The following is a 25,128-nucleotide window of genomic DNA, read 5'->3' on the forward strand; positions in this document are numbered from 1 at the left end:
AGCCTGATGCAGCTTGAGTCTCTTTACCAGGAGATCATCCTGGACCACTACAAGCACCCGCACGGCCGTGGCCTGCGGGACGCGGGCGATCCGGCGGACCGGGTGGCCGAGGCGCACCACGTGAACCCGACCTGTGGCGACGAGGTCACCGTCCGGGTCGCCACCGACGGCGACGTGTTGCACGACGTCTCGTACGACGGCATGGGCTGCTCGATCAGCCAGGCGTCGGCGAGCGTGCTGCACGAGCTGCTGGTCGGTCGGGGCGCGGGTGAGGCGTTCCAGGTGCACGAGGCGTTCGTCGAGTTGATGTCCGGCCGTGGCCAGGTCACGCCGGACGAGGACGTGCTCGGTGACGGGGTCGCGTTCGCGGGCGTCGCCCGCTACCCCGCCCGGGTCAAGTGCGCGCTGCTGCCGTGGATGGCGTTCAAGGACGCCGCGGCACGCGCCGGCGTGGGCGTGAGCCCTTCGGAGGTTAAGGCATGAGTAGCGAGGACACCGCCACCGCGGCGACGCCGGCGGCCGAGGGCAGGGCGGCGCCGGAAACGGCTGCCGCCACGCCGGCCACGGACGCCGCGCCGGCGGCCCGGGGGAAGGCCGCCGTCGCCGACATCGAGGAGGCGATGAAGGACGTCGTCGACCCCGAGCTGGGCATCAACGTGGTCGACCTCGGCCTGGTGTACGGCGTGCACGTCGACGACAACAACGTCGCCACCCTGGACATGACGCTGACCTCGGCGGCCTGCCCGCTGACCGACGTGATCGAGGACCAGGCCCGGCAGGCGCTGACCACCGGGCCGGGCGGCGGCCTGGTCGACGACATCCGGATCAACTGGGTGTGGCTCCCGCCGTGGGGGCCGGACAAGATCACCGACGAGGGGCGCGACCAGCTCCGCTCCCTCGGCTTCAACGTCTGACCCGGCCCAGCGCCGGTCCGTCGAGCGCGCCGCCCCTCCGGGTGGCGCGCTCGACGTGTCTCTCCTCCTGCTCCGGCTCGCGCCGCCTGCCTGACCGCCGGTCCGCCCGTGCGGGCGGCCCTGGCCGCCGACCTGAGCCGGGATCCTCGAACAATCCCTGCGAACCCCGGCGCCGGACAACGCCGAACACCGCTGAGCGGCCCACCCCGCTCGGCTGCCGACGCCAGCGGCCCGGGCCGCCGTGCCGGCCGGTGGCCGTGGCCGCGCCCGGGTCTCGGCGTGACCGGGCGTCCGGGGTGGCGGCCAAACCACCGGTGCCCCTGGCCCCGCCCCGTTCGAGGCGGTGACCGTGGCGGTCAGCAATTCGGTGGCGGAGGGTGGCATCAGGGAGCAGGATCGGGGCGTGATCGAGACGTACCCGATGAAGCCCGTCCTCGTTGCCGCGACCATCGGCGCGCGGCGACAGCGGACGGTGCGCGGGGTCGTCTCGGGCCGCCACCGACCGTCGTGACCGGGGCGTTCCTGGCCGGTCTGGTCGCCGGCTACGGCGTCGCCGTTCCGGTCGGCGCGATCGCCGTGCTCATCCTCGGGCTCAGCGCCCGCACGTCGTTCCGGGTCGGTGCCGCCGCCGCGTTGGGGGTGGCGACGGCCGACGGGCTCTACGCCGCCGTGGCGGCCCTCGGCGGGGCCGCCGTCGCCGGGCTGATCGCCCCGGTCGCCGGGCCCTTGCGGCTGGCCGCTGCGGTCGTGCTGCTCGCCCTCGCCGGCCACACCGCCTGGCGCGCCCTACGACCCCGCACCGGGCCGGGCGTCCCGGCCGGCACCCGCCGGGGCCTGGACACCCCGATGCGGGCCTTCGGCGGCGTGCTCGCGCTGACCCTGCTGAACCCGGCGACGGTGGTCTACTTCGCCGCCCTCGTCATCGGGCGGCAGGGCGGCGCGGATCCGGGCGTGGCCGGCGCGCTGCTCTTCGTGGCGGGAGCCTTCGTCGCGTCGGCGAGCTGGCAGCTGCTGATCGCCGGCGGGGGCACCCTCGTCGGGCGGACCCTGGCCGGGCCGCGCGGTCGGCGCGTCACGGCGCTGGTCTCCAGCGGTCTCATCGCGGCGCTGGCGACCGTGATGCTGCTGCCGCGATGAGTCCGGGGCCGGGCCGCACGCCCGCCGGCCCGGCCTCGCCGCGACGCCACGCCCCGGGCCGCCCGCCCGGCCCCGCCGCGCCGACATCGCCGCGGACGGCCTGCCCGGGCCGCGGCGTGACGACCCCGGCGGGCGACCCGGGTGTCAGGCGGCGTAGCCGGGGGACATGGCCGCCGCCAGGCGCAGGTGGGCGGCGGCGCGCCGGGCGTCGCCCTGCCGCTGGAGGGTCCGCCCGAGCAGCAACTGCACGTACGCGTCGTCCGGCGCGGCCGCCGCCAGCGGCTCCAGGATCGCCAGGGCCCGGCTGAGCTGGGCGGAGTGGAAGTATGCCCGGGCGGCGAGCAGCCGGGTGCCGCGATCGTCGCCGTGGGCGTCCAGCAGGGGCCGGAGCAGGGTCAGGGCGCCGAGGGGGTCGCCGAGATCCAGCAGCGCCTCGGCGTGCCGGAGGCGCTCGACCTCCTCGGGGAGTTGCCGCGGGCTGCGCCGGGCGGCCTCGGTCAGGAAGCCGCGGATGACCTCCGGGGGCTGGGCGCCCCGCAGTGCCGCGCCGTTCACGACGAACGTCGGGGAGGTCGCCACCCCCGCGGCCCGGCCCCGCAGCACCAACTCCCGGACGGTCGCGTCGCCGCCGCCGTCGGCCAGCAGCCCACCTCCCGCCGGGAAGCCCGCCCGGCGGGACACCTCGTCCAGCACGCCGGGCAGGCTGATGTCCAGGGCGTCGACGAAGTGTGCCCGCATGACCTCCTCGGCCACCGCGTCCTGCAGGCGCGCGCCGCCGGCCTCGTGGGCGAGGGCGAGGAGGCGGTGGGCGTCGTGGCTGCTGGCCCGCCAGCCGGCGCCCCAGCGCGGGCCGAGGCCCTCGGCGAGCGCGATGCGGGAGACGCGTTCCCGGTTCTCGTCGGGCGTGAGGTCCGGCGCGCACCCCCGCAGGGCGGCGTCCACCATCGGGTCCCGCAGCACGTCCGCCAGGGGTTCGCCGGGCGCGGGGGCGGACGGGTCGATCCGGTACGGCCGCCAGACGACCTCGACCGGGTCACCCTCCCAGGACGCCAGCGCCCGCTCCAGCCGCCGCTTGCCGATGTACGCCCACGGGCAGACGACGTCCGCCCAGATCTCGATCCGCATGCCCGCCAGGTTACCCGACACCTGTCGCATAAACCACGGGTGTCGTATAGTGGCGGGGTGAACACCTCCGACCCCCGCGTCCGGCGGACCCGGGCCAGGCTGCGGGCGGCCGTCCTCGACCTGGCGGCCGAGCGGGAGCTGGGCGACATCACGATCGCCGAGGTGGCCAAGCGGGCCGGGGTGAACCGCGCGACGACCTACCTCCACTTCCCCGATCTGGACGCGCTCGTCGCGGACGCGATGGAGGAGGCGGTGGCCCAGGTGGCGCGCGCCGCGGCGCTCTGCCCGCTGGACGCCCCGCGCGACGAGCCGCCGCAGCCGCTCCGCGACCTCTTCGACACCGTCGCCGCCAACGCCGTCCTCTACCGTCGGATGCTGTCCCCGCACGGCAGCGCCCGCTTCGCGGCGGGCCTGCGGGACCGCCTCGCCGCCGAACTGCGGCGGAGCCTGGAGGGCCGGGCCCGTCCCCGGGGGACGGACGACGTGCCGGTGGACGTCCACGCCGCCTACCTCGCCGGCGCCCTGACCGGCGTCATCGCCACCTGGACGGCGGCGGGGGCGCCGGCAGGCGCGGCCGACACGGCGCTCGCGACGTGGCGGTTGCTCCGTGGCTGAACCGGCCCGCGTTCCGGCACGAACGTCACCAGGGAGGTTGTCGTGGTCGGCAGGCCGGCGGTAGGCGGGGGCCGGTGGGTCGAGGTGGCTCCGGGCCGGGTCGCCCGCTGGGTCGCCGGCTTCGCCGACCGGCACGGCCCGCCCGTCACCACCGCGCAGGCGTACGGCCTGCTGCTCGCCGCCCCGGACGGCGCGAGCGCCGAGTTGCACACCCCGCCCGGCGCGCGGGCCGCCTCGGACGTGCCCGGTTTCGTGGCCGCCGCGGTCACGCCCCGCCGGATCGGCCTGCTGCTGGCCCGCAAGGGCGCGGTCGCCGTCGGCGTGGCGGCGGGGGAGGAGCTGACGGTCTCCAAGGTGGACACCCGGTACGTGCAGGGCCGCACCGCCGCCGGCGGCTGGTCCCAGCAGCGCTTCGCCCGACGCCGCGACAACCAGGCGAAGGCGGCGCTGGGCGACGCCGCCGACCTGGCCGTACGCCTGCTGCTGCCGGCGGCGCCGTCGCTGAGCGCGCTGGTCTGCGGCGGCGACCGGCGTGCGGTGGACACCGTCCTCGCCGACCGGCGGCTCGCCCCGCTCGCCGCCCTCCGCGCCGAGCGCCTGCTCGACGTCCCCGAGCCCCGGCACGCGGTGCTGGTCGCCGCCGTCGCCGGCGCCCGGGCCGTCCGGATCCTGGTGCGCGACCCCGCGCCGTCCTGATCCGGGGCCAGGGCGACTCCGGCCCGGCGGGACGCCGCTCGGGGCCGGCCGGCCGGACGGCGGTCGCACTAGGCTGGGCGGGAGGGTGGGGAAGGAGCCGGGATGGCGGAGACGGCTGCGGCCGACGTCGTCGTGGTCGGTGCCGAGAGCGCCCCCGACGACGACCTGGTGGTGGAGAGCCTGGGCCACCGGATCAGGCGGCTGCGCGTGGCCCGGGGCCTGACCCAGCAGCAGGTGGTCGGCTCCCGCTACACCCGCGCGTTCCTCGGCGCGGTGGAGTCGGGCGCGCGGATGCCCAGCCCCGAGGCGCTGGCATACTTCGCGGACCGGCTCGGGCTGCCGGTGGACGACCTGCGGTACGGCCGACCGGCCAACGCCGCCGCCCGGCTCGCGGCCGAGCACGCGGCGGCCAGGCGGGCCCTCTCCGCCGGCCGGCTGGACGCCGCCGAGCGGGCGCTGACCGCGGTACGCCGCCGGGCGGAGCACTACCGACTGTCCGAACTGGCCGGCTGGGCCGGATACCACCTGGCGGAGGCGCAACTGCACCGGGGGCTGACGGAGGACGCCGCCGCCCGCTACGACGAACTGGCGAAGGCGCTGCCCGACGGGTGCCCGGCGCTGCGCGCGGCGGTGCTGGCCCGGCAGGCGTACTGCCTGCTGGTCACCGGGGACGCCCCGCGGGCGGTGGCGATGCTGGAGGGCGGCCTGCGGGACCTGCGGGTGGCGCCGCCGGCGGACGCCGACGCCGAGCTGCGGTTGACCAACGCGTTGATGTACACGTTCCTCGAGCTGAGCTGGCGGGAGCGGGCCCGGCGGCTGGAGCGGGAGGTGACGCCCCTGCTCGGCCGGGTGGGCAACCGGGAGTGGGTGGCGCAGTTCCACGCCGTGGCCGGGCAGTTGCGCCGCGACGGCGAGCTGGCCGAGGCGGACCGGCACCTGCGCGAGGCCGCCCGGGGCTACGCCGAGCTGGGGCTGACCCGCGAGATCGCGCTGTGCCGCTGGGCCCGTGGCTACGTGCTGCTGCGGGCCGGGCGGCCGGGGGAGGCGGGAACGGAACTGCGGTCCGCCCGGGAGATGCTGGGCGCCGTCGGCGCGGTGCTCGACCACGCCGGGGCGACGCTGGAGCTGGCCGAGGCGCGCCGGCGGGAGGGTGCCCTCGACGAGGCGGGCGAGCTGGCCGAGGAGGCCGCCCGGACGGTTGCCGCCTGCGACCACCGTGAGCTGATGGCCGAGGCCGACCGGGTACGCGGGCTGGTGCGGGCCGCCCAGGGCGACGACGACCAGGCGCGGCGGCTGCTGCTGCGCGCGGTCGACCGGTACGAGCGGGCCGGCCTGATGGGGGACGTGGTGATCACCTGCCGCCACCTCGCCGAGCTGCTGCTGGGCCGGTCGGAGCGGGACGCGGCCGCGGCGGTGCTGCGTCGGGGCCTGCGCGCGGCGGAGCGCCTGTCGTGACCCGGTCGGAGCCCGCCACGCCGGAGCGCGTGTCCGCGACCGGGCCGGAGCCGGTCGTCGCGGAGCGCGTGCCTGCGTCCGGGCCGGAGCCGGTCGTCGCGGAGCGGGTGCCTGCGTCCGGGCCGCCGGAGCCTGTCGTCGCAGGTGGGGCGTCGGGCGGGCTGGGCGTGCGCCTCCAGCGGTTGCGGGCGGAGCGGGGCCTGACCCAGCGCGCCCTTGCCGAGCCGCGGTACACCGCGGCCTATGTCTCCGCCGTCGAGGGCGGACGCCGGATGCCCTCCGCCGACGCCGTCGCCCATTTCGCCGAGCGGCTCGGCGTCACCCCCGCGGACCTGACCACCGGCCGCTCGCCGGCCGAGGCGGTGCGCCTGTGTCTCCGGCTGGTCGATGCGGACCTGGCCGGGGCGGCGGGCGGGACGAGCGCCCTCCTCCGGGAGGTGGCCGTGGTCGCCGTCGACCTGGCCGAGCCGGTGCTGGCCGCCCGGGCCCGGCTCGGTCTGGCCGGTGCCGCGCTGCGCCGGGGCGATCTCGACGCCGCGTCAGTCGAGGTGGACCGGGCCGAGGAGCTGCTGGCAGGGGCGCCGCCGCACGTTCGTGCGGAGGTGGTGGCCGGCCGCGCGGCGGTGGCGTGCCGCGCCGGTGATCCCCGGTACGCCCGCTACCTGCTTACCGAGGCACGGGACGCGCTGACCCGGGAGGGCTATCCGGACCCGTCGGCCCTGCTGGCCCTCCACGCCGAGCTGGTGCTCTGCCACGTGGCGCTCGGCGACGGGGACGCGGCGGCGGAGGACGCCGCGCGGGCCCTGGCCCTGGCGGTGCTGCCCGCGCCGGCCCGGGTGGCGGAGCTGCACCTGGCCGTGGCGCGCTCGCTGCTCGCCTCGGGACGGGCGGCGGAGGCCGAAGTCGCCACGGAGCAGGCCCGCCAGGCGGCCCGGCAGGTCGCCATGCGGGTGCAGTTGGCGTGCTGCCACCGGGCCCGGGGGCAGGGGCGCCGGGCGGCCGGCGACCTGGCCGGCGCCCTCGCCGACCTGGCGGACGCGCACACGGCGCTGGCCGACGCCGGGCAGCGGGCCCTGGCCGGGGACGTCGGGGTGGAGCTGGCCGAGGTCCACCACGCCCTGGGGCAGCCCGAGCGCGCCGAGGCGCTGCTGCGGGACGCCGACCCGGACGGCGACGCGGTGGTGGCGGCCCGCGCCGAGCGGGTGCGTGGGCTGTTGCGGGCCGACGTCGGGGAACGGGCCGGCGCCGAGCGGCACCTGCGGGCGGCGATCGCCGGCTACCGGGCGGCCGGGCGGCGCCGGGAGCTGGCCGCGTTGGTCCTCCTGCTGGCGGACCGGCTCGACGGGTGGGACCGGCCCGGGGACGCGCTCGACCTGCTCCGCGACGGGTTGCACCAGGTGGAGCAGCTCGGCGAACGGGTCTCGGCGCTCCGCGGCTCGGCCTGATTCGACCGGCCCCGCAACGGCCGTCGCGCGGCCGGCCCGTGCCCGCCCGATGTGGACACCGCCCCGCCCGGCCGTGCCCCGGCCATGGACGCCGCCCCGCCCGGACCGGTAGCCCCGGCACGTCCGGCCCGCGCCCGGCACCGCCGTGGGCCCGGCACGTCCGGCCCGCGCCCGGCACGTCCGGGCCGCTGTGGACCCTGGGGCGACCGGTCGCCCGCCCCCGACCCACGACAGGACGGGCGACCGGTACGTTTCACGGTCCCGCGTCAGTCCCTGGCCCAGAGCGCCGGCGTGTGCGGCGGCTCCCAGCCGGGCTGGGCGGTGTGCGCCTGGAGACACCGGTATCCCAGGCCACCGTACGTCACCCGGGCGCCGGCCGGGTACGCGGTGCCGGGTGCCCAGGTGCCGCCGGGCGCGGTGCCGGTCGGGGTGGGGGTGGGACCGGAGGTGACGTTCAGCACGAAGTCGAAGCTGGCCTCCCGGCCGCCGTCCACCGCACGCACCGCCATGAGCAGGGCGGGGTCGAAGATCGGGTCGGTGTTGTTCCGCGGTTCGCCGGGAAAGTACAGCTGGGTGGTGAGCACCGGCCGGTTGGGCGCCTGTGCCTTGACGTGGATGTGCCGCGTCCGTCCGGGATAGAGGCCCGGCACGATCGTGGTGAGCCGGTACGCGCCCGCGGCGTCGGTGAACTGGTGGCCGCGCAGCCGGTAGCCGGTGTTGTCGTAGGCGCCGTTGGCGTCCGCCTGCCAGAAGTCCAGCAGCACGCCGGGGACCGGCCGGCAGTCCAGCCCGAAGACGTGGCCGGTGACGGTGAGCCGGGTGCCGACCACGCCGGCCTCGACAAGGGACGTCCGCCGCGGCGAGTTCGGCTTGAAGTAGGGGCCCTCCATCTGCTCCGGCGTCGGGTCGTCGCCGTCGTCGCAGTACGGGGTGAGGGGCGGTGGCGACGCGGTCGCCTCCGTGCCGACGCCCTGGGCGGCGCCGGCGACCAGGAACGGAGCGGGCAGCGCCAGCGCCGCCACCTTCAGCACGCTCTTGCGTGTCACGCCGCCGCGGGGACCCGGCTCGCCGGGCTCCTGCGCGTGGTCTGGTGCACCGTTCATGAGCGCTCCTCCTCGTGGGGCAACGGGTTCCCGGTTCGGCCGGGCCGTGGGCCGCGAAGCCGGGTCAGCCGGCGCGGCCGGCGATCCGACGCTATTGACCGACGTCAGGGCGCGTCGATGTGTCGCAGGTCGCGGTCGTGGTGTTTTCCGCCGTCCCGTCGGAACGCGCCGGGGGAGTCGCCGACCTCGCGGCGGAAGAACCGGCAGAAGTAGGCGGGGTCGGCGAAGCCGAGCCGGCCGGCGATGGCGGCCACCGTCAGGTCGGTCCCGGTCAGCAGGCGTTTCGCCTCCAGCACCCGGGCCCGGCGGATCAGCCGGACTGGGGTGGTACCGGTGGCCAGCGGCACCGCGGCGTTGAGGTGGCGCACCGACACGCCGATCCGGCGGGCGTACGTGCGGGGCGGCTCGCCGACGAGGTCCGGCTCGGCGAGCAGTTCCTCGAAGCGGCGGGCGATGGCGGCGGCCCGGCGGTTGCGGGTGGTGGCCTCGGGCGGCGGGTCGGGGGCCGGCCGGGTGGGGCGGGCCCGGAGTACCTCGGTGAGCAGGAGGTGCAGGTAGGCCCGGAGGGTGTTGTCGTGGCCCGGCGCGGCCCGGCGGTGTTCGGCGGTCGTCCAGCGGAGCAGGGTGACGACCCTCCTCGCCTGGGTGGCGTCGCGGGGGCGCCAGGAGCGGTGGGTCGAGCGGTGCAGCGCGTCGCGGGCCGCCGGCACGGTGAGCAGGAACTCGGCGGCGCAGAGCAGCACGTGCCCGCGCAGGTCGCGCTGGTCCCGCCAGTGGTGCACCTGGCCCGGCGTGACCACGAACAGGTGCGGCGGCCGGACGGGGTGGGCGTCGAGGTCGATGACGTGCGACGCCCGGCCGTGGGTGACGTACACCAGCTCGTAGAAGGTGTGCCGGTGCGGGAAGTCGGCGCGCGACAGCGGGCCGATCTCGTCGAAGGTGCCGACGGCGAACGGCACGCCGTCCGGGGCGGGCGCCGCCAGGTGGTGGCGGGGCAGCGCCGACGGTGCTCCGGCGACGGCCGGTCGTGATCGGACGGACGGGGCCGGGCGGGGCGACGGGGCGGGCGGGCGCGACGGGGACACGGGCAACTCCCTGCGCTGACGCGAGACGGGGTCAGATCGACCGCCACCTCTATTGACGGCATCGGATGCCTAACCTACGGTAATGGCAACAGAGTTAACAACAAATGTTGTCTCTCTAGTAGCGCACCGGCCGTCAGCCCGTCGATCGGCACTTCGTGCCTGCTCACACCCGGTCGCTTCGCCCCTCCACACTGTCCCGACCGCGAGGAGAACCCCATGCTCCGCCGAACAGCCACCGTGACGGCGACTACCCTGAGTGCCGCTGCCCTGGTGCTGACCGTTGCCCTGTCCGCCCACGCCGGCACCGAGCCCACCGCCGCGTCCGCCGCCCCGGTCGCCGCCCCCGACGGCGTCGCCCCCGAGATGTTCGCCGCCCTGCAGCGGGACCTGCGGCTGACCCCGGCCCAGGCCCGCGCCCGTCTCGACGTCGACGACCGGGCCAGCCGGGTCCAGCGGGTGCTGCGCACCACCCTCGGCGCCCGCTACGGCGGCACCTGGGTCGTGGAGCGGGGCGACGCCGTGGCGGTCGGCGTCACCAGCGCCGCCGACGCCGCCTCGGTCCGCAACCTCGGCGCGCTCCCGGTTCCGGTGACGTACCCCGAGCGTGCCCTGGACGCGGCTGTCGACCGGCTGAACCGCGGGGCCGCCGCCGCGCCGGCCGCGGTGATCGGCTGGTACGCCGACCTGCCCGGCAACGCCGTCGTGGTCCTCGCGCGCGACGGCGGCGCGTCCGCCGTCCGCTCCTTCGCGGCCGCCGCCGGGGTGCCGGCCGGCGTGCTGCGCGTCCGCGCCAGCACGGAGGACCCGAGGCCGTACGCGGACGTGATCGGCGGCAACGCCTACTACACCGGCAGCAGCCGCTGCTCGATCGGGTTCTCGGTCAGCGGCGGCTTCGTCACCGCCGGCCACTGCGGCCGGGCCGGCGCCCGCACCTCGCAACCGGGCGGCACGGTGCGCGGCTCCACCTTCCCCGGCCGCGACTACGCCTGGGTGCAGGTGGACGCCGGGAACACCCCGCGTGGGCTGGTCAACGACTACCGGGGCGGGACGGTGGCCGTGGCCGGCAGCGTCGAGGCCGCGGTGGGCGCGGCGGTCTGCCGGTCCGGCTCCACCACCGGCTGGCGCTGCGGCACCATCCAGCAGAAGAACGCCTCGGTGACCTACCCCGAGGGCACGGTGAGCGGGCTGACCCGCAGCAACGCCTGCGCCGAGCCGGGCGACTCCGGCGGCTCCTGGATCTCCGGTGACCAGGCCCAGGGGGTCACCTCGGGCGGCTCCGGCAACTGCAGCACCGGCGGCACCATGTACTTCCAGCCCGTCAACCCGATCCTGGCGGCGTACGGGCTGAGCCTGGTCACCACCGCGGGCCCCGGCCCGACCCCCACGCCCACCTCGACCGGCAACCCGCCGGGCGGCACGACCTGGCAGGTCGGCGCCGTGTACGCCACCGGCGCGACGGTCGACTACGCCGGGGTTTCCTACCGCTGCCTGCAGGGGCACACCGCGCAGCCCGGCTGGGAGCCGCCGAACGTGCCGGCGCTCTGGCAGCGGGTCTGACCACCGCCTGCGCCGCAACACGTACGGGCCCGGTCGCCGTGGCGACCGGGCCCGTACGCGCGTCCGTCCGGACGGGCGGTCAGCCCGCCCGTCCCGCTGCCGTCACAGCGCCCCGCCGAAGGTGTCGCAGGACTTCGGGTCGCCGGTCTCGTAGCCCCGGGTGAACCACTGCCGGCGCTGCTCGGAGGAGCCGTGGGTGAACTCCTCCGGGTTCACCGGCCGGTTCGCCCGCTCGGAGATGGCGTCGTCGCCGATCTTCTCGGCGGTGTCGATGGCCTGCCGGATGTCCTGCTCGGTGATGCTGGTGAAGATCTTCTGGCCGCTCTCGTCGGCGGTGCCGGTGGCGTTCTTCGCCCAGGCGCCGGCGTAGCAGTCGGCCTGGAGCTCGAGCTTCACCGAGAGCGCGTTGGCGCTGTCCGGGTCGCGCTGCTGCTGGCGGCGCATCTGGGCCTCGGTGCCGAGCAGGTCCTGCACGTGGTGGCCGTACTCGTGGGCCAGCACGTACGGCTGGGCGAACTCGCCCTCCGCGCCGAGCTGCTGCGCCAACACTTGGTAGAAGGTGAGGTCGATGTAGACCAGGTCGTCGGCGGGGCAGTAGAACGGGCCGACGCCGGAGTCGGCCTGCCCGCAGGCGGTGCTGACGCCCTGGCTGAAGAACACCGTCCGCGACGGGCGGTACTGCTCGCCGAACGCCTCGGGCAGGGCCGTGCGCCAGTACGCCTGGATGGAGTTGACGTAGAGCGCGTTGCGGCAGTCGAGCTGCTTGAGCGCGTCGTCGGCCGAGCACTTCTGCTCCAGCGACGTGTTGTCGCCCTGCGGGTCCCCGCCGCCGTTGGTGGCGGCGTTCAGACCGAAGCCGCCGCCGACGAGGGCGACCAGCACGGCGATGACGAGGCCGACGATGCCGCCCCGGCCGCCGCCGATCGGGATGGGGATGCCGCCCAGCCCGCCGCCCCCGCCGGATCCTCGCCGGTCGTCCACCTGGCTGGTGTCGATCCGCGCGTTCTCGTTCAGCTCCATGTCTACCCCGATCACCGTTTCGATCCGTTTTGGTGGTTGCGGTACCGGACCGGGTCCGGACGGTGTTTCGGTACCCGATGATCTTGGCCGGTAATCCGGAGGGGCGCTCGGGCGGCGCCCGGTACACTTGCCCCCGTGCTGCTCTGCGAAGGCTGAACCGCCCCGCGCCGACGGGCCTCGTGCTCGCCGGCGCTTTCGCGTGCCCTGAGTCAGCCCTTCCAGATCCCGAGAGCGAGTCCTCCGACATGATCACTGCCACCGGCCTGGAGCTGCGCGCCGGCGCCCGGATCCTGCTGTCCGACACCACGCTGCGGGTGCAGCCGGGTGACCGGATCGGCCTGGTCGGCCGCAACGGCGCCGGCAAGACCACCACGCTCAAGGTGCTCGCCGGCGAGGGACAGCCGTACGCCGGGCAGATCGAGCGGCGCAGCGCCATCGGCTACCTCCCGCAGGACCCGCGGACCGGCGACCTGCAGGTCACCGGCCGCGACCGGGTGCTCTCCGCGCGGGGCCTGGACGTGCTGATGGCCCAGATGAAGGAGATCGAGGCCAAGCTCGCCGAGAGCGCCGACGACAAGCTGGTCCGCCGCTACGGCGCGCTGGAGGACCAGTTCGCCTCCCTGGGCGGGTACGCCGCCGAGGCCGAGGCCGCCCGGATCTGCGCCAACCTCGGGCTGCCGGACCGGGCGCTCGCCCAGACCATCGGCACCCTCTCCGGCGGTCAGCGCCGCCGCATCGAGCTGGCCCGGATCCTGTTCCGCGACGCGGGGGAGAACGGCGGCGGCATCCTGCTCCTCGACGAGCCGACCAACCACCTCGACGCCGACTCGATCACCTGGCTGCGCGGCTTCCTCGCCAACCACAAGGGCGGCCTGATCGTGATCTCCCACGACGGCTCGCTGCTGGAGTCGGTGGTGAACAAGGTCTGGTTCCTCGACGCCACCCGCTCGGTGGTCGACGTCTACAACCTCGGCTGGAAGGCGTACCTGGAGGCCCGCGAGACCGACGAGCGCCGCCGCCGCCGGGAGCGGGCCAACGCCGAGAAGAAGGCCGGTGCGCTGATGGCGCAGGCCGACAAGATGCGGGCCAAGGCCACCAAGACCGTCGCCGCGCAGAACATGGCCCGGCGGGCCGAGAAGCTCATCGCCGGCCTGGAGGAGGTCCGCGTCGCCGACAAGGTGGCGAAGGTGCGCTTCCCGAGCCCGGCGCCGTGCGGCAAGACGCCGCTCACCGCGACGGGCCTGTCCAAGTCGTACGGCTCGCTGGAGATCTTCACCGACGTCAACGTGGCGGTGGACCGGGGCTCCCGGGTGGCCATCCTCGGCCTCAACGGCGCCGGCAAGACCACCCTGCTGCGGATGCTCGGCGGCCTGCTGGAGCCGGACACGGGCGAGGTGCACGCCGGGCACGGCCTGCGGCTGGGTTACTACGCGCAGGAGCACGAGACGCTCGACGTGGAGCGGACGGTGCTGGAGCACATGCGCAGCGCCGCCATCGAGCAGACCGACACCGAGCTGCGCAAGATCCTCGGCGCGTTCCTGTTCTCCGGCGACGACGTGGACAAGCCGGCCGGGGTGCTCTCCGGCGGCGAGAAGACCCGGCTGGCCCTGGCCACCCTGGTCTGCTCCGGGGCGAACGTGCTGCTGCTGGACGAGCCGACGAACAACCTCGACCCGGTCAGCCGGGAGCAGGTGCTCGACGCCATCGCCCGCTACCCGGGCGCGATCGTGCTGGTCACCCACGACCCCGGCGCGGTCATGGCGCTGAAGCCCGACCGCGCCATCCTGCTCCCCGACGGCGACGAGGACGCCTGGAGCGACGACCTGCTCGAACTCGTCGAACTCGCCTGACCGGGGCGCCGCGCTCAGCGCACCAGGGCGAGCAGGTGGGTCAGGACGCCGGAGGTGGCCAGGATGACCAGGCCGATGGCGACGAAGATGGCCGGGACGAGCCGGTGCCCGGCGCGCTCGACCAGCCGGGTCACCCGGGGGTGGCCGCCGAGCCAGGCGCCGGCCGCGCACCAGAGCGCGATGAGCACCACGAAGACCAGCAGGAAGGCCGCGCTGTCGGCGAGGCCGAGGGCGCGGAACACCGGCACGTAGACGGCGACGTTGTCGGCGCCGTTGGCGATCGTCACCCCGGCCACGCCGAGGGCGGAGCCCACCACCGCCGGGCCCTCGTCGGCGTCGCGGTCGAGCAGCGCGCGGACGCCGAGGGCGATCGGCAGCAGGCCCAGCAGCCCGGTCCACGGGTCGGGCACCACCAGCAGCCCGGCCGCGGCCACCGCGCTGGCCAGCGCGAGCGCGCCGATCCCCAGGTACTGCCCGGCCACGATCTGCCAGGGCCGGGGACGCCCGGTGGTCCGGGCGGCGACGAAGAACAGCGTCAGGATGACGATGTCGTCGATGTCGGTGGCGGCGAAGACCACCGCCGCGCCGGCGGCGGTGCCGAGGAGGTCGATCACCCGAGCAGGGTACGGAGCGCCCGCCGCCGCCGTCCGGGCGCCCGCGGGGGGACCCGGATCGCGTCGGAAGTGTCACTCTTCCGGGAAGGTGACAACGCATAGCGTGTCGGTTGGCGAAGAGTTGATATCTGGCGCATGATCGTTCGAGGCGGTCTAATAGGTGGGACCGTATCCGAACCGCACAGTCTGGGACGTGAGGACACAGCATGGCAGCCACTGGCACAGCCACCAGCACTGAGAAGGGTCGCCGGATCGTCGGAGCCGAGCGTCAGACGCTCGCCAAGGACCTGGTCAAGCGGTACACCTCGGGTGAGAGCATCCGCGCGCTCGCGGCCTCGACCGGCCGTTCCTACGGGTTCATCCACCGGGTGCTCACCGAGTCCGGGGTTCAGCTGCGGCAGCGTGGCGGCGCCCGGCGCCGCAAGAAGGCGTGATCCGCCCACCAGCGTCGTCCACCAGCGCCGCACCCCGGGTCGCCCGGTGACCGCCGAGGCGACCGGGGTTCGGCTGGAATGTGACGGGCCGGTCGCGACGGTCACGCTGTGCCGGCCCGACGTGCTCAACGCGCAGACCCCGGCGATGTGGCAGGCGATGAGCGACTTCGCCAGGGATCTCCCCGGCGACGTGCGCGTCGTGGTCGTCCGCGGCGAGGGTCGGGCGTTCTCCGCCGGCCTCGACCTGACGGTGGCCGGGGCGTCCGGGCCGGGCTCGTTCGCCGAGCTCGCCACCCTGCCGGAGCAGGAGTGCGCGGACCGGATCGCGGAGCTCCAGGGCGGCTTCACCTGGCTGCACCGGCCGGACATCGTCTCCGTCGCCGCCGTGCAGGGCCACGCGATCGGCGCCGGCTTCCAGCTGGCGCTCGCCTGCGACCTGCGGGTGCTCGCCGAGGACGCGAAGTTCTCGATGGCCGAGGTGACGCTCGGCCTGGTGCCGGATCTCGCCGGCACCAAGCGCCTGGTCGACCTGGTCGGCTACTCCCGCGCGCTGGAGATCTGCGCCACCGGCCGGCGCCTGGACGCCGGCGAGGCGGACCGGATCGGCCTGGCCACCCTGGTCGTGCCGAACGCCGAGCTGGACGCCGCGGTGCGCGATCTGACCGCCGGCCTGCTGGCCAACAACCGGGACGCGGTGGTGGAGATCAAGGCGCTGCTGGCCGGTGCCGCCGGCCGATCCGCCGCCGAGCAGCAGCGGGCCGAGCGCGAGGCGCAGACCCGTCGGCTGCGCGATCTCGCCGGGCGGGGAGAATAGTAAGGACCGTTCGGGAAGATCCGGGTTACGGCCGAGGTTGTCAGAGTCGTCGGGAGAATTGACCTGACGGTGCGGTCGACCCGACGACCCGGAGGTGAACGTGTCCAACCCGATGTCCGGCGGCGGCATGGCCGGTTGGAGCATGCTCCGGTCGATGCGCAGCCGCGACGAGATCTCCACCCACCGGCTCAAGCGTGGCGTCGCCCGCCGGATCGTGGCCTTCGCCCAGCCCTACCGCCGGGACATCGTCGTGTTCCTCGTGACCGTGGTGCTGGCCGCGATCATCGGCGTGGCCACCCCGGTGCTCGCCGGCGACGTGATCGACGCGATCAACCGGGGCGGCTCGACCGCAGGCGACCTGGTGGTCCGGCTGGCCCTGGTCATCGCCGCGCTCGCGGTGGCCGACGCGCTGCTCTCCCTCGCCCAGCGTTGGTACTCGGCCCGCATCGGCGAGGGCATCATCCTCGACCTGCGCACCCGGGTCTACGACCACGTCCAGCGGATGCCGCTACAGTTCTTCACCCGCACCCAGACCGGCGCGCTGGTCAGCCGGCTCAACAACGACGTGCTCGGCGCCCAGCGGGCGTTCACCTCGACGCTCTCCGGCGTGGTCAGCAACGTCATCCAGCTGGTGCTCACCGCCGCCGTGATGTTCACCCTGTCGTGGCAGATCACGGCGCTGTCGCTGGTGCTGCTGCCGGTGTTCATCATCCCGGCCCGCCGGGTCGGCAAGCGGCTCGCCGAGATCACCCGGGAGTCCTACAACCTCGACGCGAAGATGAACGCGACGATGACCGAGCGCTTCGGCGTCTCGGGGGCGCTGCTGGTGAAGCTCTTCGGCCGGCCCGAGGTGGAGGCGCGGCGGTTCGCCGGGCGGGCCGAGCGGGTCCGCGACATCGGCATCCAGTCCGCGATGTACTCGCGAACGTTCTTCGTGGCCATGCTGCTGGTCGCCTCGCTGGCCCAGGCGCTCACCTACGGCCTCGGCGGCTGGCTCGCGGTCACCGGCAACGTCAGCGCCGGCACCGTGGTGACCCTGGCGCTGCTGCTCACCCGCCTCTACGGCCCGCTGACCGCGCTCTCCAACGTCCGGGTCGACGTGATGAGCGCGCTGGTCTCCTTCGACCGGGTCTTCGAGGTGCTCGACCTGAAGCCCACCATCGAGGAGAAGCCCGACGCGGTCCCGGTGCCCAAGGGCAGCGGTCGTGTCGAGTTCCGCGAGGTGCGGTTCCGCTATCCCAGCGCCGCCGAGATCTCGCTGGCCTCGCTCGAGGAGGTCGCCGCGCTGGACCGCACGGTCAACGAGCCGGTGCTCAAGGGCGTCTCGTTCGCCGTCGAGCCGGGGCAGATGGTGGCGCTCGTCGGGCCCTCCGGCGCCGGCAAGTCGACGCTGTCCATGCTGATCTCCCGCATCTACGACGTCACCGACGGGCAGGTGCTGGTCGGCGGGGTCGACGTCCGCGACGCCACCCTCGACTCGCTGCGCGACGAGATCGGCGTCGTCACCCAGGATTCGCACCTGTTCCACGAGACCATCGCGGAGAACCTGCGCTACGCCAAGCCGGACGCCACCGACGACGAGATCTGGGCGGCCCTGGCCGGCGCGCAGGTCGCCGACCTCGTGCGGTCCCTGCCCGACGGACTGGAGACCACGGTCGGCGAGCGCGGCTACCGCTTCTCCGGTGGCGAGAAGCAGCGCATCGCCATCGCCCGGCTGCTGCTCAAGGCCCCGTCGATCGTGATCCTCGACGAAGCGACCGCGCACCTCGACTCCGAGAGCGAGGCGGCGGTGCAGCGGGCGCTGTCGGTGGCGCTGACCGGGCGTACCGCGCTGGTGATCGCGCACCGGCTCTCCACGGTCCGCGACGCCGACCAGATCCTGGTCCTCGACGACGGGCGGATCGTCGAGCGGGGCCGGCACGAGGAGCTGGTCGCCGTGGGCGGGCTCTACGCCGAGCTCTACCGCACCCAGTTCGCGGTCGCCGACTCGCCCACCCCGTACGCCGACGCGACCGGCCCCGAGCCGGTGAGCCTGCCGCTGCGGCCCTACCTCGCCGACGAGGCCATGCCCCCCGCCGCGGCCAACTGACGGCTCACCCGGTGGCGGCGACCGCCGCCCGCAACTCGGCGAACGCGGCGCCGAGGGTCTCGGGGGTGAAGTGCGCGTTCAGGCCGCTGGGGTTGGGCAGCACCCAGCGCCGGGCGCCGGCCAACGGCTCCGGCTGCGGGCCGAACGCCGCCTTCGGCCGGGCGAACCCGATCCGGTAGGCGGTAACCCCGACCACGGCGACCCACCGGGGGCGGTACCGCTCGACCTTGCCGGCGAGGATCTCGGCCCCCTCGACCAGCTCGGCCGCGGTCAGTTCGTCGGCCCGGGCGCTGGCCCGCGCGACCATGTTGGTGATGCCCAGGCCGAGGCCGGGCAGCTCGCCCTGTTCGCTCGGGTGCAGCAGCCGCGGCGTGAACCCGCCCCGGTGCAGCGCCGGCCAGAACCGGTTGCCGGGCCGCGCAAAGTGCCACCCGGTCGCGGCCGACCACAGGCCCGGGTTGATCCCGACGAAGAGCACGTCCAACCCGGGCGCGATGACGTCGGGAATGGTGCGCTCCGCCGCCGCGGCGAGTTCCTCCCGGGTGGGCCGAAAAGAGCGCCGCGCGGCGTCCCCGGTGCCGGGTGCCGGCCGGGGCCGGCCACCCCGCCCGGTGCCCCCGGCCCCGGCCGGCGCGCCGGGGGACGTGGCCACTACAGGCTCCGCAGCGCGCCGCCGTCGACCGGCACGGTGACCCCGGTGAGGTAGCTCGCGGCGGGGGAGAGCACGAACGCGGCCACCCGACCGAACTCGGCCGGCGCGCCGATGCGGCGCAGCGGGATGCCCGCCTCGGCCTCTGCGCGGGCCCGCTCCGGGTCGCCCGTGGCGGCGAAGAGCTCGACGTTGCGGTCCGTCAGGATCCGCCCCGGCAGCAGCCCGACGACCCGTACGCCCCGGGGTCCGTACTCGTCGGCGACGTCCTTGGCCATCCCGGCCAGGCCGGGCCGCAGGCCGTTGGAGATGCCCAGTCCGGGCACCGGCGAACGCGCCGAGGTCGACAGGACCAGCCCGATCGCGCCGCCGTCGCCCTCGCCCAGGACGGCGGCGACCGTACGCACCGCGCGGACGGTGCCGAGGAAGACCGTCTCGAAGGAGCGGCGCCACTGCTCGTCGGTGGCCGACGCGGCGCTGCCCGGCGGCGGCCCGCCCACCGACACCAGCGCCCCGTCGAGGCGCCCGAAGTGTTCGCGGGCCGTCGCCACCAGGCGCCCCGGCGTCTCCGGGTCGGCCAGGTCGGCGGTCACCCCGACGGCCCGCTCCGGCCCTCCCAGGCGCTGCGCGGCGGCGGCCACCGCGTCGGCGTCGCGGGCGGAGAGCACCACGCGGGCGCCGTCGGCGACGAGGCACTCCGCGGTCGCGTAGCCCAGGCCGCGGGAGGCGCCGGTCAACACGTACACCCGATCGGTCAGTCCGAGATCCATGCCGACGATCCTGCCGCACCCGGCCGGATCCGCCAGCCGGGGGCGGCGGGTCGGTTCAGCGGCGGGCGGGACGCAGCAGGCGTACCCGGCCGGCGACCTGGACCGCGACGGCGTCGCCGGCGCGTCCCCACCCCGGCAGGCGGCGTGGCCGCGGCGGCCCGTGGCCGTCGTAGCGGTCGGTGGCCTCCCGCGCGGCCAGTTCCTCCGCGCCGAGCGGGGGCAGCGCGCCCCGGTCGCGCAGGTCGCGCGCCAGGTCCCAGCCGTCGCGCAGCGAGCCGCCGGTCGGCCGTCCCGCAGCCCACCGGGCGAAGGTCGCCGGCCAGTCCGCGCCGAGGCCGGCGGCGAGCAGCGGCCAGTGCCGCGCCACGTCCCCGGCCCGCTTGCGCAGCAGGGCGGCCCGGGCGGCGGCCAGCGCCGCCGGGTCGAAGCCGGGCGGGAGCGGCCCGCCGGCCACCAGCGCCGCCACCAGTTCCGCCTGCCGGGCGGCCAGGTCGCCGCTCACGTCACCGCCGGGAGACCGGAGGCGGCGGCGAGGGCGTCCAGCTCGGCGCGCAGCGCCGCGGCGGGCGGGTAGCGCCCGTCCCGTTCCAGCAGCAGCGCCGGCGGCCGGTGCCGGTCGCACAGCTCCCGCAGCAGGTCGAGCACCGCCGGGGGGACCGGGTCGGTGTGCGTGTCGTGGTAGAAGCCGCCGCTCTCGGCGCCGCCCGCCACGTGCAGGTAGGCGACCCGGTCCAGCGGCAGGCGGTCGAGCAGCGCGACCGGGTCGGCGCCCCGGTTGCGGGCGTTGGCGTACACGTTGGCGACGTCGAGCAGCAGGAACGCGCCGGTGCGGTCCAGGATCTCGGTCAGGAAGTCGGCCTCGTCGAGCTCGTCGTCGGGCCAGTCGAACAGGGCCGCGATCGGCTCCAGCGCGATCGGCACCGGCAGCTCGGCCCGGGCGCGGGCGACGTTGGCGCAGACTGCGTCGACCGCCTCGCGGCTGCGGGGCAGCGGCAGCAGGTGGCCCGCCTCGACGCCGCCGGCCCGGACGAACGCGATGTGCTCGCTGACCAGCGGCGCGTCCACCAGCTCCGCCACCGCGGCCAGGTGGGCGACCCGGGCCGGGTCGACGGGCTCCGCGCCGCCGAGGGAGAGCCGCACGCCGTGCGGTACGACCGTCACGCCGCGCTCGCGCAGCGCGGCGAGCCCGGCGGGCAGCGGCTCGGTGGGGGCGAGGCCCTCCGCGACCACCTCCACGAAGCGCAGCCCGGGCAGGTCGGCCACGAAACCGGAGATCTCCGGCCGCCAGCCGATGCCGACCCCGCGCGGGCCGGTCATCCCCCGCACCCGCCACCGCCGCAGCCGCCACCGCCGCCACCGCCGCCGCAGGAGCTGCCACCGCCGCACGAGCTGCCGCCGCCGGAGGAGCCGCCGGCGCTCGCCGCCTGCCGCTGGATCTCGGCCTGCTCGGCGAAGCCGGGGTCCATCGCCCACAGCGACGCGGTACCGAACAGGGCGACGCCCATCGCGGCGCCCGCCGGGCCGTAGGTGGCGTAGGCGGGGGCGGACGCGGGGACGAGGTAGGTGTGCTGCTGCCGCAGGGCGCGCAGCGCCCGGGTGGCGGCGCGGGTCCGCCCGGGCACCCGGTACAGCAGGACGGCCGCCACGATCAGCGGGAGCTGGCCCAGCACGAGCCAGCCGACCGGACGGTCGTTCTCCAGCCCCGCGAAGATCCGGAAGAAGCCGAGCAGCAGCAGGGCGGAGAGCAGGAACGGGCCGCGGCGCAGCGCCGCCCGGCGGGCCGGCGCGAGCGCCAGCCCCCGCTGCTCCAGGCCGGTCCGGAGCTGGTCGAGCGCCCGGCGTACCCGCTCGTCGCGGGGCAGCTCCCGGGTGGCGGCGTTCCGGCCGGCGGCGAGGTGGATCGCCTGGTCCAGCGGCGTGGTCCCGGCGGGCAGCGGGCCGCCGGTGGTCAGCCGCCGGTCCGGCCGTACGCCGATCGCCCCGCTGCCCCGCAGCCCGCCGAGCGAGGCCCAGATCGCCAGCTGCTCCCCGCCGTTGAGGTACGCGACCTGCTGCGGGCCGAGCTGACCGACGTCGCCGGCCGGCGGGCCGGCGAGGACGCGGACCCGGTGGACGATCGACCCCACGACGACCACGGCGGCGGCGAGGAGATAGACCCGGAGGAAGAGGGGGCCGGAGATGCCCCAGGTGTCACCCGGTGCGGCGAGGACAGTCATCTGCTGCTCCTGTCGAGCGAGGGGATCGCGGCCTCATTGTGGAGCAGTCCCGCCAGGGCCGACCCGCCGCCGGGGGCGAGTTACCGGACCGATACGAACCGGGGTGTCGGACGCGCGGGCGCGTGGGGCGGGGGCGCCGGGCCGGCCGGTCAGCGGCGGCGGACCGCCTCCTCTACCAGGTCGAGCACCGGGCCGAGGTCGCCGGCGGGGCGTCCCATCGCCAGGTGCAGCACCAGGCCGTCGTAGGCGAGTTCGAGGAACTGGGCCAGCACGTCGATCGGCACGTCCTCGCGGAGCACGCCCGCCTCCCGTTGCCGGGCCAGCCGCTCGCGGGTCGCCGCGGCGACCGCCGCGGACCGTTCCGCCCACCGCTTCGCGAATGCCGGGTCGGTGCGCAGCCGCCGGGAGACCTCCAGTTGGCTGCCGAGCCACCCGGTGGTGTCGGGGGAGACCGCCCCCGCCAGCAGGTCCCGCATCACCTGGACCAGGCCGTTGCGGGCGACCGTCTCCACCATGGCGGCGGCGTCGTCCTCGGCGACGGCCAGGAAGAGCGAGTCCTTGTCGCGGAAGTGGTGGAAGATCGCGCCTCGGGACAGCCGGGTGGCCTCTTCGAGCCGCCGCACGGTGGCGCCCTCGTAACCGTGCCGCGCGAAACACGCCCGTGCGGCGGCGAGGATCTCCTGCCGGCGCGCGTCGAGCTGGTCCTGACTTACTCTGGGCACGGGTCGATCGTGTCAGGTCGCCCCTGGCTACGCAAACCGTACGTACGGCTTGGGTTGCGGGCGAACGAATGATCATCTGGCGGGACGGCCCCGGTAGGATCGGCCCGTGACGCCACCCCCCGCCGCCGTCGCGGTCCCCGCCGCACCGCTGACCGTCGCGACCGTGCAGGCCGAGCCCGTCCCCGGGGACGTCGCCGGCAACGCGGCGAGCGCCGCCCGGCTGGTCCGCCGGGCGACGGAGCGCGGCGCCCGGGTCACCGTGCTGCCGGAACTCTTCCTGCCCGCGTACCATCCGCCGACGCTGGCGGCCGACCCGGTCGGCACCGACGTCGCGGCCGACGCCACCGCGATGGTCGACGACCCGCGGCTGGACCCGCTGCGCGAGGCCGCCCGCGACGGTGGCGGCGCCGTGGTGGTCGGCGCGGCGGTCCGGCACCCGGACGGCCGGCGGACGATCTCCTCGCTCGTGGTCGACCCGGCCGGCGCGGTCCGCGTCGGGTACGACAAGCAGCAGCTCTGGAGCGGCGAGCGGGAGCTGTTCGTCGCCGGCGACCGGGGCGCCACCCTGCTGGTCGACGACTGGCGGCTGGGGCTCGGCATCTGCTACGACGGCTGCTTCCCCGAGCACGGCCGGGCCGCCGCCGCCGACGGGGCGCACGGCTATCTCTGCCCGAGCGGCTACCTGGCCGGCTCCGAGCACCGCCGCGACCTCTACTACGCCGCCCGCGCTTTGGACAACACCATGTACGTGGTGTTCGCCAACGCCGTCGGCGGCGCCGACCCGTGGCGGTTCAACGGCGGCGCCGCCATCTACGACCCGGAGGGCCGGCCGCTGGCGCGGGGCGCGGACACCGGCGAGGCCGTGCTGGTCGTCGCGCTCGCGCCCGAGGCCCTCGCGGCCACCCGGGCGGCCCACTCCATGCTGCTCGACCGCCTTCCCGACCAGGGGCTGGCCCGGTCGTCGATGTCGGCCTGACGCACGCGCGACGCCGCGCGACCCTGTCGGCGGGACACCGCGGTCCCGTAGGGTGCCCGAGTGCCGTTGCTCCTGCTGGACCTGGACAACACCCTGCTCGACCGGGCCGGCCCCTTCCGCGCCTGGGCGGAACGTTTCCTGGACGGCATCGGCGCACCGGCCACCGACATCGACTGGCTGCTCTCCGTCGACGCGGACGGGCTGACCGACCGGTGGGACGTGGCCGACGCCATCCGGGACCGGTACGGGCTGCGGATCCCGTCCATCGACCTGGTCGAGGAGCTGCACGACGGCGTGGTCGCCTACACCCGCCTCGATCCGCTGGCCGCCTGCGCGCTGCGGATCGCCGGCGAGGCCGGCTGGACGCCCGTGGTGGTCAGCAACGGCGCGGTCCGGCAGCAGGAGGCCAAGATCCGGCGTACCGGGTTGGACCGGTACGTCGCCGACTGGGTGATCTCCGAGGAGGCCGGCGTCAGCAAGCCCAACCCGAGGATCTTCGCGCTGGCCGCCCGGCGCGTGCGGCTGCCACTGCGCGGCGCCTGGGTCATCGGTGACGGGCCGGAGGCGGACATCGGCGGTGCCGCCGCCGTCGGGCTGCCCAGCGTCTGGCTGCACCGGGGCCGCACCTGGACCGACAGCCGGTTCGCGCCGACCCGCACCGTGGACGGCCTGATCGCCGCCGTCGCGGTGGTGCTCGACGACTGACCGGCCGGCGCGCGTAATTCGGTTGACCCGGTTGACGCCCGGCCGCGAGCATGGTCGGCGCATCGTGCACCCGGGCGTGCGCCCGGTCGAGGAGAGGGGGTCGGTCATGGCCGTCTTCGCAGGTCACTTCCACCTGCCTCAACCAGCCTCGAGCAAGGGATCACCACCGCAGTGCGCGATCACGACCTTCCGGCGCGGGAGCGCCGTACCCGCGGCAAGCGCCGCTTCGACGACGACGAGCAGCTCTTCCTGAAGCGGGGCCGGGCCGCCGAGCCCGCCCCCGCCGACCCCGACGCCGAGCCGGACCCCGACACCGGGGAGCGCTGGTCCTCCTGGGACGACGCCGTGCACGGCCCGCAACCCCACCCGGACTGGCTGGTCACCGAGCTGGCCGCGAAGGACACCGAACTCGGTGTGCTCAAGACCGGCAAGGAGGCGGACGTCCACCTGGTGCGCCGCGCCGTGCCCGGCACCGACCGGTCCTGCCTGCTGGCGGTCAAGCGCTACCGGGACGCCCAGCACCGGCTCTTCCACCGCGACGCCGGCTACCTGGAGGGGCGTCGGGTCCGCCGGTCCCGCGAGAACCGGGCGATGGCGGGGCGCACCGCGTTCGGCCGTCAGATGATCGCCGGGCAGTGGGCGGCGGCCGAGTTCGCCGCGTTGGCCCGGCTCTGGGAGATCGGTGCCCGGTACGGCACGATCTCGGTCCCCTATCCGGTGCAGCTGCGCGGCACCGAGCTGATGCTGGAGTTCCTCGGGGATCCGGCCGAGGGGACGGCCGCGCCCCGGCTGGCCCAGCTGCGCCCCGAGGCCGGCGAGCTGCGCGGCCTGTGGGACCAGATGGTCGACGCCCTGCTGGTGCTCGCCCGCGCCGGCCTCGCGCACGGCGACCTGTCGCCGTACAACCTCCTGGTGCACGCGGGGCGGCTGGTGCTGATCGACCTGCCGCAGGTGGTCGACGTGGTGGCCAACCCGCAGGGGCCGGAGTTCCTGGCCCGCGACGTCCGGGTGGTCGCGACCTGGTTCGCGGCCCGAGGGCTGCCGGCGGAGGCAGTCGATCCGGCCGCGCTGACCGCGCTGCTGCTGCGGGAGGCGGGGATCCGCTGACCGGGTGCCCCGGGCGGCCGGCACCGGCCG

General features: G+C 75.9%; 27 protein-coding genes. 16 read left to right on the forward strand and 11 right to left on the reverse strand.

Going from position 1 to position 25,128, the window contains the following annotated elements; genetic code table 11:
• The first annotated feature begins 6 nt into the window (after nucleotides 1-6).
• The 4 genes from sufU to ACGF7U_RS07040 all read left to right on the forward strand — a co-directional run bounded on the left by sufU (nucleotide 7) and on the right by ACGF7U_RS07040 (nucleotide 2,051).
• Nucleotides 7-483 carry a Fe-S cluster assembly sulfur transfer protein SufU gene (gene sufU / locus ACGF7U_RS07025; protein ID WP_393103794.1) on the forward strand — a complete coding sequence of 159 codons (477 nt, stop codon included), beginning with the start codon at nucleotides 7-9 and terminating at the stop codon, nucleotides 481-483.
• Nucleotides 480-914 (forward strand): metal-sulfur cluster assembly factor, encoded by a 435-nt coding sequence (locus ACGF7U_RS07030; RefSeq protein WP_393103796.1) that lies wholly within the window; start codon nucleotides 480-482, stop codon nucleotides 912-914. The genes sufU and ACGF7U_RS07030 overlap by 4 nt, the downstream gene beginning before the upstream one ends.
• Before the next feature lie 349 nt (nucleotides 915-1,263).
• Nucleotides 1,264-1,425 (forward strand): hypothetical protein, encoded by a 162-nt coding sequence (locus tag ACGF7U_RS07035; RefSeq protein WP_393103798.1) that lies wholly within the window; start codon nucleotides 1,264-1,266, stop codon nucleotides 1,423-1,425.
• A complete protein-coding gene (locus ACGF7U_RS07040) occupies nucleotides 1,422-2,051 on the forward strand; it encodes a LysE family transporter (protein ID WP_393103800.1) in 630 nt (209 codons plus the stop codon). Before ACGF7U_RS07035 ends, ACGF7U_RS07040 begins: the two co-directional genes overlap by 4 nt.
• 144 nt (nucleotides 2,052-2,195) lie before the next feature.
• Here the strand turns inward: ACGF7U_RS07040 and ACGF7U_RS07045 are convergent, their stop codons facing one another.
• Nucleotides 2,196-3,176, reverse strand: a complete 981-nt coding sequence (locus tag ACGF7U_RS07045; protein WP_393103802.1) for a DsbA family protein — start codon at nucleotides 3,174-3,176, stop codon at nucleotides 2,196-2,198.
• A gap of 57 nt (nucleotides 3,177-3,233) precedes the next feature.
• Here ACGF7U_RS07045 and ACGF7U_RS07050 point away from each other — a divergent pair, with 57 nt between their 5' ends.
• From ACGF7U_RS07050 to ACGF7U_RS07065, 4 genes are all read left to right on the forward strand, one after another.
• Complete coding sequence (locus tag ACGF7U_RS07050) at nucleotides 3,234-3,791, forward strand: TetR/AcrR family transcriptional regulator (protein ID WP_393103804.1); 558 nt, start codon at nucleotides 3,234-3,236, stop codon at nucleotides 3,789-3,791.
• Between the two features lie 42 nt (nucleotides 3,792-3,833).
• Nucleotides 3,834-4,487 carry an acVLRF1 family peptidyl-tRNA hydrolase gene (locus tag ACGF7U_RS07055; RefSeq protein ID WP_393103805.1) on the forward strand — a complete coding sequence of 218 codons (654 nt, stop codon included), beginning with the start codon at nucleotides 3,834-3,836 and terminating at the stop codon, nucleotides 4,485-4,487.
• A gap of 102 nt (nucleotides 4,488-4,589) precedes the next feature.
• A complete protein-coding gene (locus ACGF7U_RS07060; RefSeq protein WP_393103807.1) occupies nucleotides 4,590-5,942 on the forward strand; it encodes a helix-turn-helix domain-containing protein in 1,353 nt (450 codons plus the stop codon).
• Nucleotides 5,939-7,387: a helix-turn-helix domain-containing protein gene (locus ACGF7U_RS07065; RefSeq protein WP_393103809.1), complete on the forward strand. Its 1,449-nt coding sequence runs from the start codon at nucleotides 5,939-5,941 to the stop codon at nucleotides 7,385-7,387. The genes ACGF7U_RS07060 and ACGF7U_RS07065 overlap by 4 nt, the downstream gene beginning before the upstream one ends.
• Nucleotides 7,388-7,653: 266 nt before the next feature.
• Here ACGF7U_RS07065 and ACGF7U_RS07070 read toward each other — a convergent pair whose 3' ends face one another.
• Both ACGF7U_RS07070 and ACGF7U_RS07075 read right to left on the reverse strand, forming a co-directional pair.
• Nucleotides 7,654-8,490 (reverse strand): carbohydrate-binding protein, encoded by an 837-nt coding sequence (locus ACGF7U_RS07070; RefSeq protein WP_393103811.1) that lies wholly within the window; start codon nucleotides 8,488-8,490, stop codon nucleotides 7,654-7,656.
• Between the two features lie 104 nt (nucleotides 8,491-8,594).
• Entirely contained in the window at nucleotides 8,595-9,575 is a 981-nt protein-coding gene (locus ACGF7U_RS07075; RefSeq protein WP_393103813.1) for a helix-turn-helix domain-containing protein, read from the reverse strand.
• A gap of 216 nt (nucleotides 9,576-9,791) precedes the next feature.
• Here ACGF7U_RS07075 and ACGF7U_RS07080 point away from each other — a divergent pair, with 216 nt between their 5' ends.
• A complete protein-coding gene (locus ACGF7U_RS07080; protein WP_393103815.1) occupies nucleotides 9,792-11,132 on the forward strand; it encodes a carbohydrate-binding protein in 1,341 nt (446 codons plus the stop codon).
• Nucleotides 11,133-11,234: 102 nt separating this feature from the next.
• On the opposite strand, the gene ACGF7U_RS07085 is transcribed toward ACGF7U_RS07080, so the two are convergent.
• Nucleotides 11,235-12,152, reverse strand: coding sequence for a neutral zinc metallopeptidase (locus ACGF7U_RS07085; protein ID WP_393104155.1), 918 nt, complete (start codon nucleotides 12,150-12,152; stop codon nucleotides 11,235-11,237).
• Between the two features lie 245 nt (nucleotides 12,153-12,397).
• On the opposite strand from ACGF7U_RS07085, the gene ACGF7U_RS07090 reads away from it, so the two are divergent.
• The gene (locus ACGF7U_RS07090) at nucleotides 12,398-14,002 is read left to right on the forward strand and encodes an ABC-F family ATP-binding cassette domain-containing protein (protein WP_393103817.1); all 1,605 of its coding nucleotides are present in this window, start codon (nucleotides 12,398-12,400) and stop codon (nucleotides 14,000-14,002) included.
• Nucleotides 14,003-14,016: 14 nt separating this feature from the next.
• Here ACGF7U_RS07090 and ACGF7U_RS07095 read toward each other — a convergent pair whose 3' ends face one another.
• On the reverse strand, nucleotides 14,017-14,616 hold the full coding sequence (locus ACGF7U_RS07095) for a cadmium resistance transporter (protein WP_393103819.1): 600 nt from the start codon (nucleotides 14,614-14,616) through the stop codon (nucleotides 14,017-14,019).
• A gap of 206 nt (nucleotides 14,617-14,822) precedes the next feature.
• Between ACGF7U_RS07095 and ACGF7U_RS07100 the strand changes: the two genes are divergently transcribed.
• The 3 genes from ACGF7U_RS07100 (at nucleotide 14,823) to ACGF7U_RS07110 (ending at nucleotide 17,953) form a co-directional block, all read left to right on the forward strand.
• Complete coding sequence (locus ACGF7U_RS07100; protein ID WP_007462679.1) at nucleotides 14,823-15,050, forward strand: helix-turn-helix domain-containing protein; 228 nt, start codon at nucleotides 14,823-14,825, stop codon at nucleotides 15,048-15,050.
• Between the two features lie 46 nt (nucleotides 15,051-15,096).
• Nucleotides 15,097-15,864, forward strand: a complete 768-nt coding sequence (locus ACGF7U_RS07105) for an enoyl-CoA hydratase/isomerase family protein (protein ID WP_393103821.1) — start codon at nucleotides 15,097-15,099, stop codon at nucleotides 15,862-15,864.
• 112 nt (nucleotides 15,865-15,976) lie between these two features.
• Nucleotides 15,977-17,953 (forward strand): ABC transporter ATP-binding protein, encoded by a 1,977-nt coding sequence (locus tag ACGF7U_RS07110; RefSeq protein WP_393104158.1) that lies wholly within the window; start codon nucleotides 15,977-15,979, stop codon nucleotides 17,951-17,953.
• A 4-nt stretch (nucleotides 17,954-17,957) separates the two neighbouring features.
• Here the strand turns inward: ACGF7U_RS07110 and mug are convergent, their stop codons facing one another.
• The 6 genes from mug to ACGF7U_RS07140 all read right to left on the reverse strand — a co-directional run bounded on the left by mug (nucleotide 17,958) and on the right by ACGF7U_RS07140 (nucleotide 22,310).
• A complete protein-coding gene (gene mug, locus ACGF7U_RS07115; protein ID WP_393103823.1) occupies nucleotides 17,958-18,605 on the reverse strand; it encodes a G/U mismatch-specific DNA glycosylase in 648 nt (215 codons plus the stop codon).
• The gene (locus ACGF7U_RS07120) at nucleotides 18,605-19,372 is read right to left on the reverse strand and encodes an SDR family oxidoreductase (RefSeq protein ID WP_393103825.1); all 768 of its coding nucleotides are present in this window, start codon (nucleotides 19,370-19,372) and stop codon (nucleotides 18,605-18,607) included. Before ACGF7U_RS07120 ends, mug begins: the two co-directional genes overlap by 1 nt.
• A gap of 55 nt (nucleotides 19,373-19,427) precedes the next feature.
• Complete coding sequence (locus ACGF7U_RS07125; RefSeq protein ID WP_393103827.1) at nucleotides 19,428-19,874, reverse strand: hypothetical protein; 447 nt, start codon at nucleotides 19,872-19,874, stop codon at nucleotides 19,428-19,430.
• Entirely contained in the window at nucleotides 19,871-20,689 is an 819-nt protein-coding gene (locus tag ACGF7U_RS07130) for a DUF692 domain-containing protein (protein ID WP_393103829.1), read from the reverse strand. The genes ACGF7U_RS07125 and ACGF7U_RS07130 overlap by 4 nt, the downstream gene beginning before the upstream one ends.
• Complete coding sequence (locus ACGF7U_RS07135) at nucleotides 20,686-21,588, reverse strand: TIGR04222 domain-containing membrane protein (RefSeq protein WP_393103831.1); 903 nt, start codon at nucleotides 21,586-21,588, stop codon at nucleotides 20,686-20,688. Before ACGF7U_RS07135 ends, ACGF7U_RS07130 begins: the two co-directional genes overlap by 4 nt.
• Before the next feature lie 149 nt (nucleotides 21,589-21,737).
• Nucleotides 21,738-22,310: a TetR/AcrR family transcriptional regulator gene (locus tag ACGF7U_RS07140; protein ID WP_393103833.1), complete on the reverse strand. Its 573-nt coding sequence runs from the start codon at nucleotides 22,308-22,310 to the stop codon at nucleotides 21,738-21,740.
• Nucleotides 22,311-22,416: 106 nt separating this feature from the next.
• On the opposite strand from ACGF7U_RS07140, the gene ACGF7U_RS07145 reads away from it, so the two are divergent.
• From ACGF7U_RS07145 to ACGF7U_RS07155, 3 genes are all read left to right on the forward strand, one after another.
• Nucleotides 22,417-23,286 (forward strand): carbon-nitrogen hydrolase family protein, encoded by an 870-nt coding sequence (locus tag ACGF7U_RS07145; protein ID WP_393103835.1) that lies wholly within the window; start codon nucleotides 22,417-22,419, stop codon nucleotides 23,284-23,286.
• A 60-nt stretch (nucleotides 23,287-23,346) separates the two neighbouring features.
• Nucleotides 23,347-23,991: an HAD family hydrolase gene (locus ACGF7U_RS07150; protein ID WP_393103837.1), complete on the forward strand. Its 645-nt coding sequence runs from the start codon at nucleotides 23,347-23,349 to the stop codon at nucleotides 23,989-23,991.
• A 171-nt stretch (nucleotides 23,992-24,162) separates the two neighbouring features.
• Nucleotides 24,163-25,098 (forward strand): serine protein kinase RIO, encoded by a 936-nt coding sequence (locus ACGF7U_RS07155; protein ID WP_393103839.1) that lies wholly within the window; start codon nucleotides 24,163-24,165, stop codon nucleotides 25,096-25,098.
• Nucleotides 25,099-25,128 lie beyond the last annotated feature (30 nt).

The sequence above is a fragment of the Micromonospora sp. NPDC047670 genome (assembly GCF_043204915.1).
Lineage (GTDB): Bacteria > Actinomycetota > Actinomycetes > Mycobacteriales > Micromonosporaceae > Micromonospora.

Bases quoted from the DNA above. Each gene is read 5' to 3' on its own strand.
- ACGF7U_RS07110 (WP_393104158.1), top strand. From the start codon at position 15,977: ATGTCCGGCGGCGGCATGGCCGGTTGGAGCATGCTCCGGTCGATGCGC.
- ACGF7U_RS07100 (WP_007462679.1), top strand. From the start codon at position 14,823: ATGGCAGCCACTGGCACAGCCACCAGCACTGAGAAGGGTCGCCGGATC.
- ACGF7U_RS07060 (WP_393103807.1), top strand. From the start codon at position 4,590: ATGGCGGAGACGGCTGCGGCCGACGTCGTCGTGGTCGGTGCCGAGAGC.
- ACGF7U_RS07135 (WP_393103831.1), bottom strand. From the start codon at position 21,588: ATGACTGTCCTCGCCGCACCGGGTGACACCTGGGGCATCTCCGGCCCC.
- ACGF7U_RS07070 (WP_393103811.1), bottom strand. From the start codon at position 8,490: ATGAACGGTGCACCAGACCACGCGCAGGAGCCCGGCGAGCCGGGTCCC.
- ACGF7U_RS07085 (WP_393104155.1), bottom strand. From the start codon at position 12,152: ATGGAGCTGAACGAGAACGCGCGGATCGACACCAGCCAGGTGGACGAC.
- ACGF7U_RS07090 (WP_393103817.1), top strand. From the start codon at position 12,398: ATGATCACTGCCACCGGCCTGGAGCTGCGCGCCGGCGCCCGGATCCTG.
- ACGF7U_RS07080 (WP_393103815.1), top strand. From the start codon at position 9,792: ATGCTCCGCCGAACAGCCACCGTGACGGCGACTACCCTGAGTGCCGCT.
- ACGF7U_RS07120 (WP_393103825.1), bottom strand. From the start codon at position 19,372: ATGGATCTCGGACTGACCGATCGGGTGTACGTGTTGACCGGCGCCTCC.
- sufU (WP_393103794.1), top strand. From the start codon at position 7: ATGCAGCTTGAGTCTCTTTACCAGGAGATCATCCTGGACCACTACAAG.
- ACGF7U_RS07030 (WP_393103796.1), top strand. From the start codon at position 480: ATGAGTAGCGAGGACACCGCCACCGCGGCGACGCCGGCGGCCGAGGGC.
- ACGF7U_RS07130 (WP_393103829.1), bottom strand. From the start codon at position 20,689: ATGACCGGCCCGCGCGGGGTCGGCATCGGCTGGCGGCCGGAGATCTCC.
- ACGF7U_RS07045 (WP_393103802.1), bottom strand. From the start codon at position 3,176: ATGCGGATCGAGATCTGGGCGGACGTCGTCTGCCCGTGGGCGTACATC.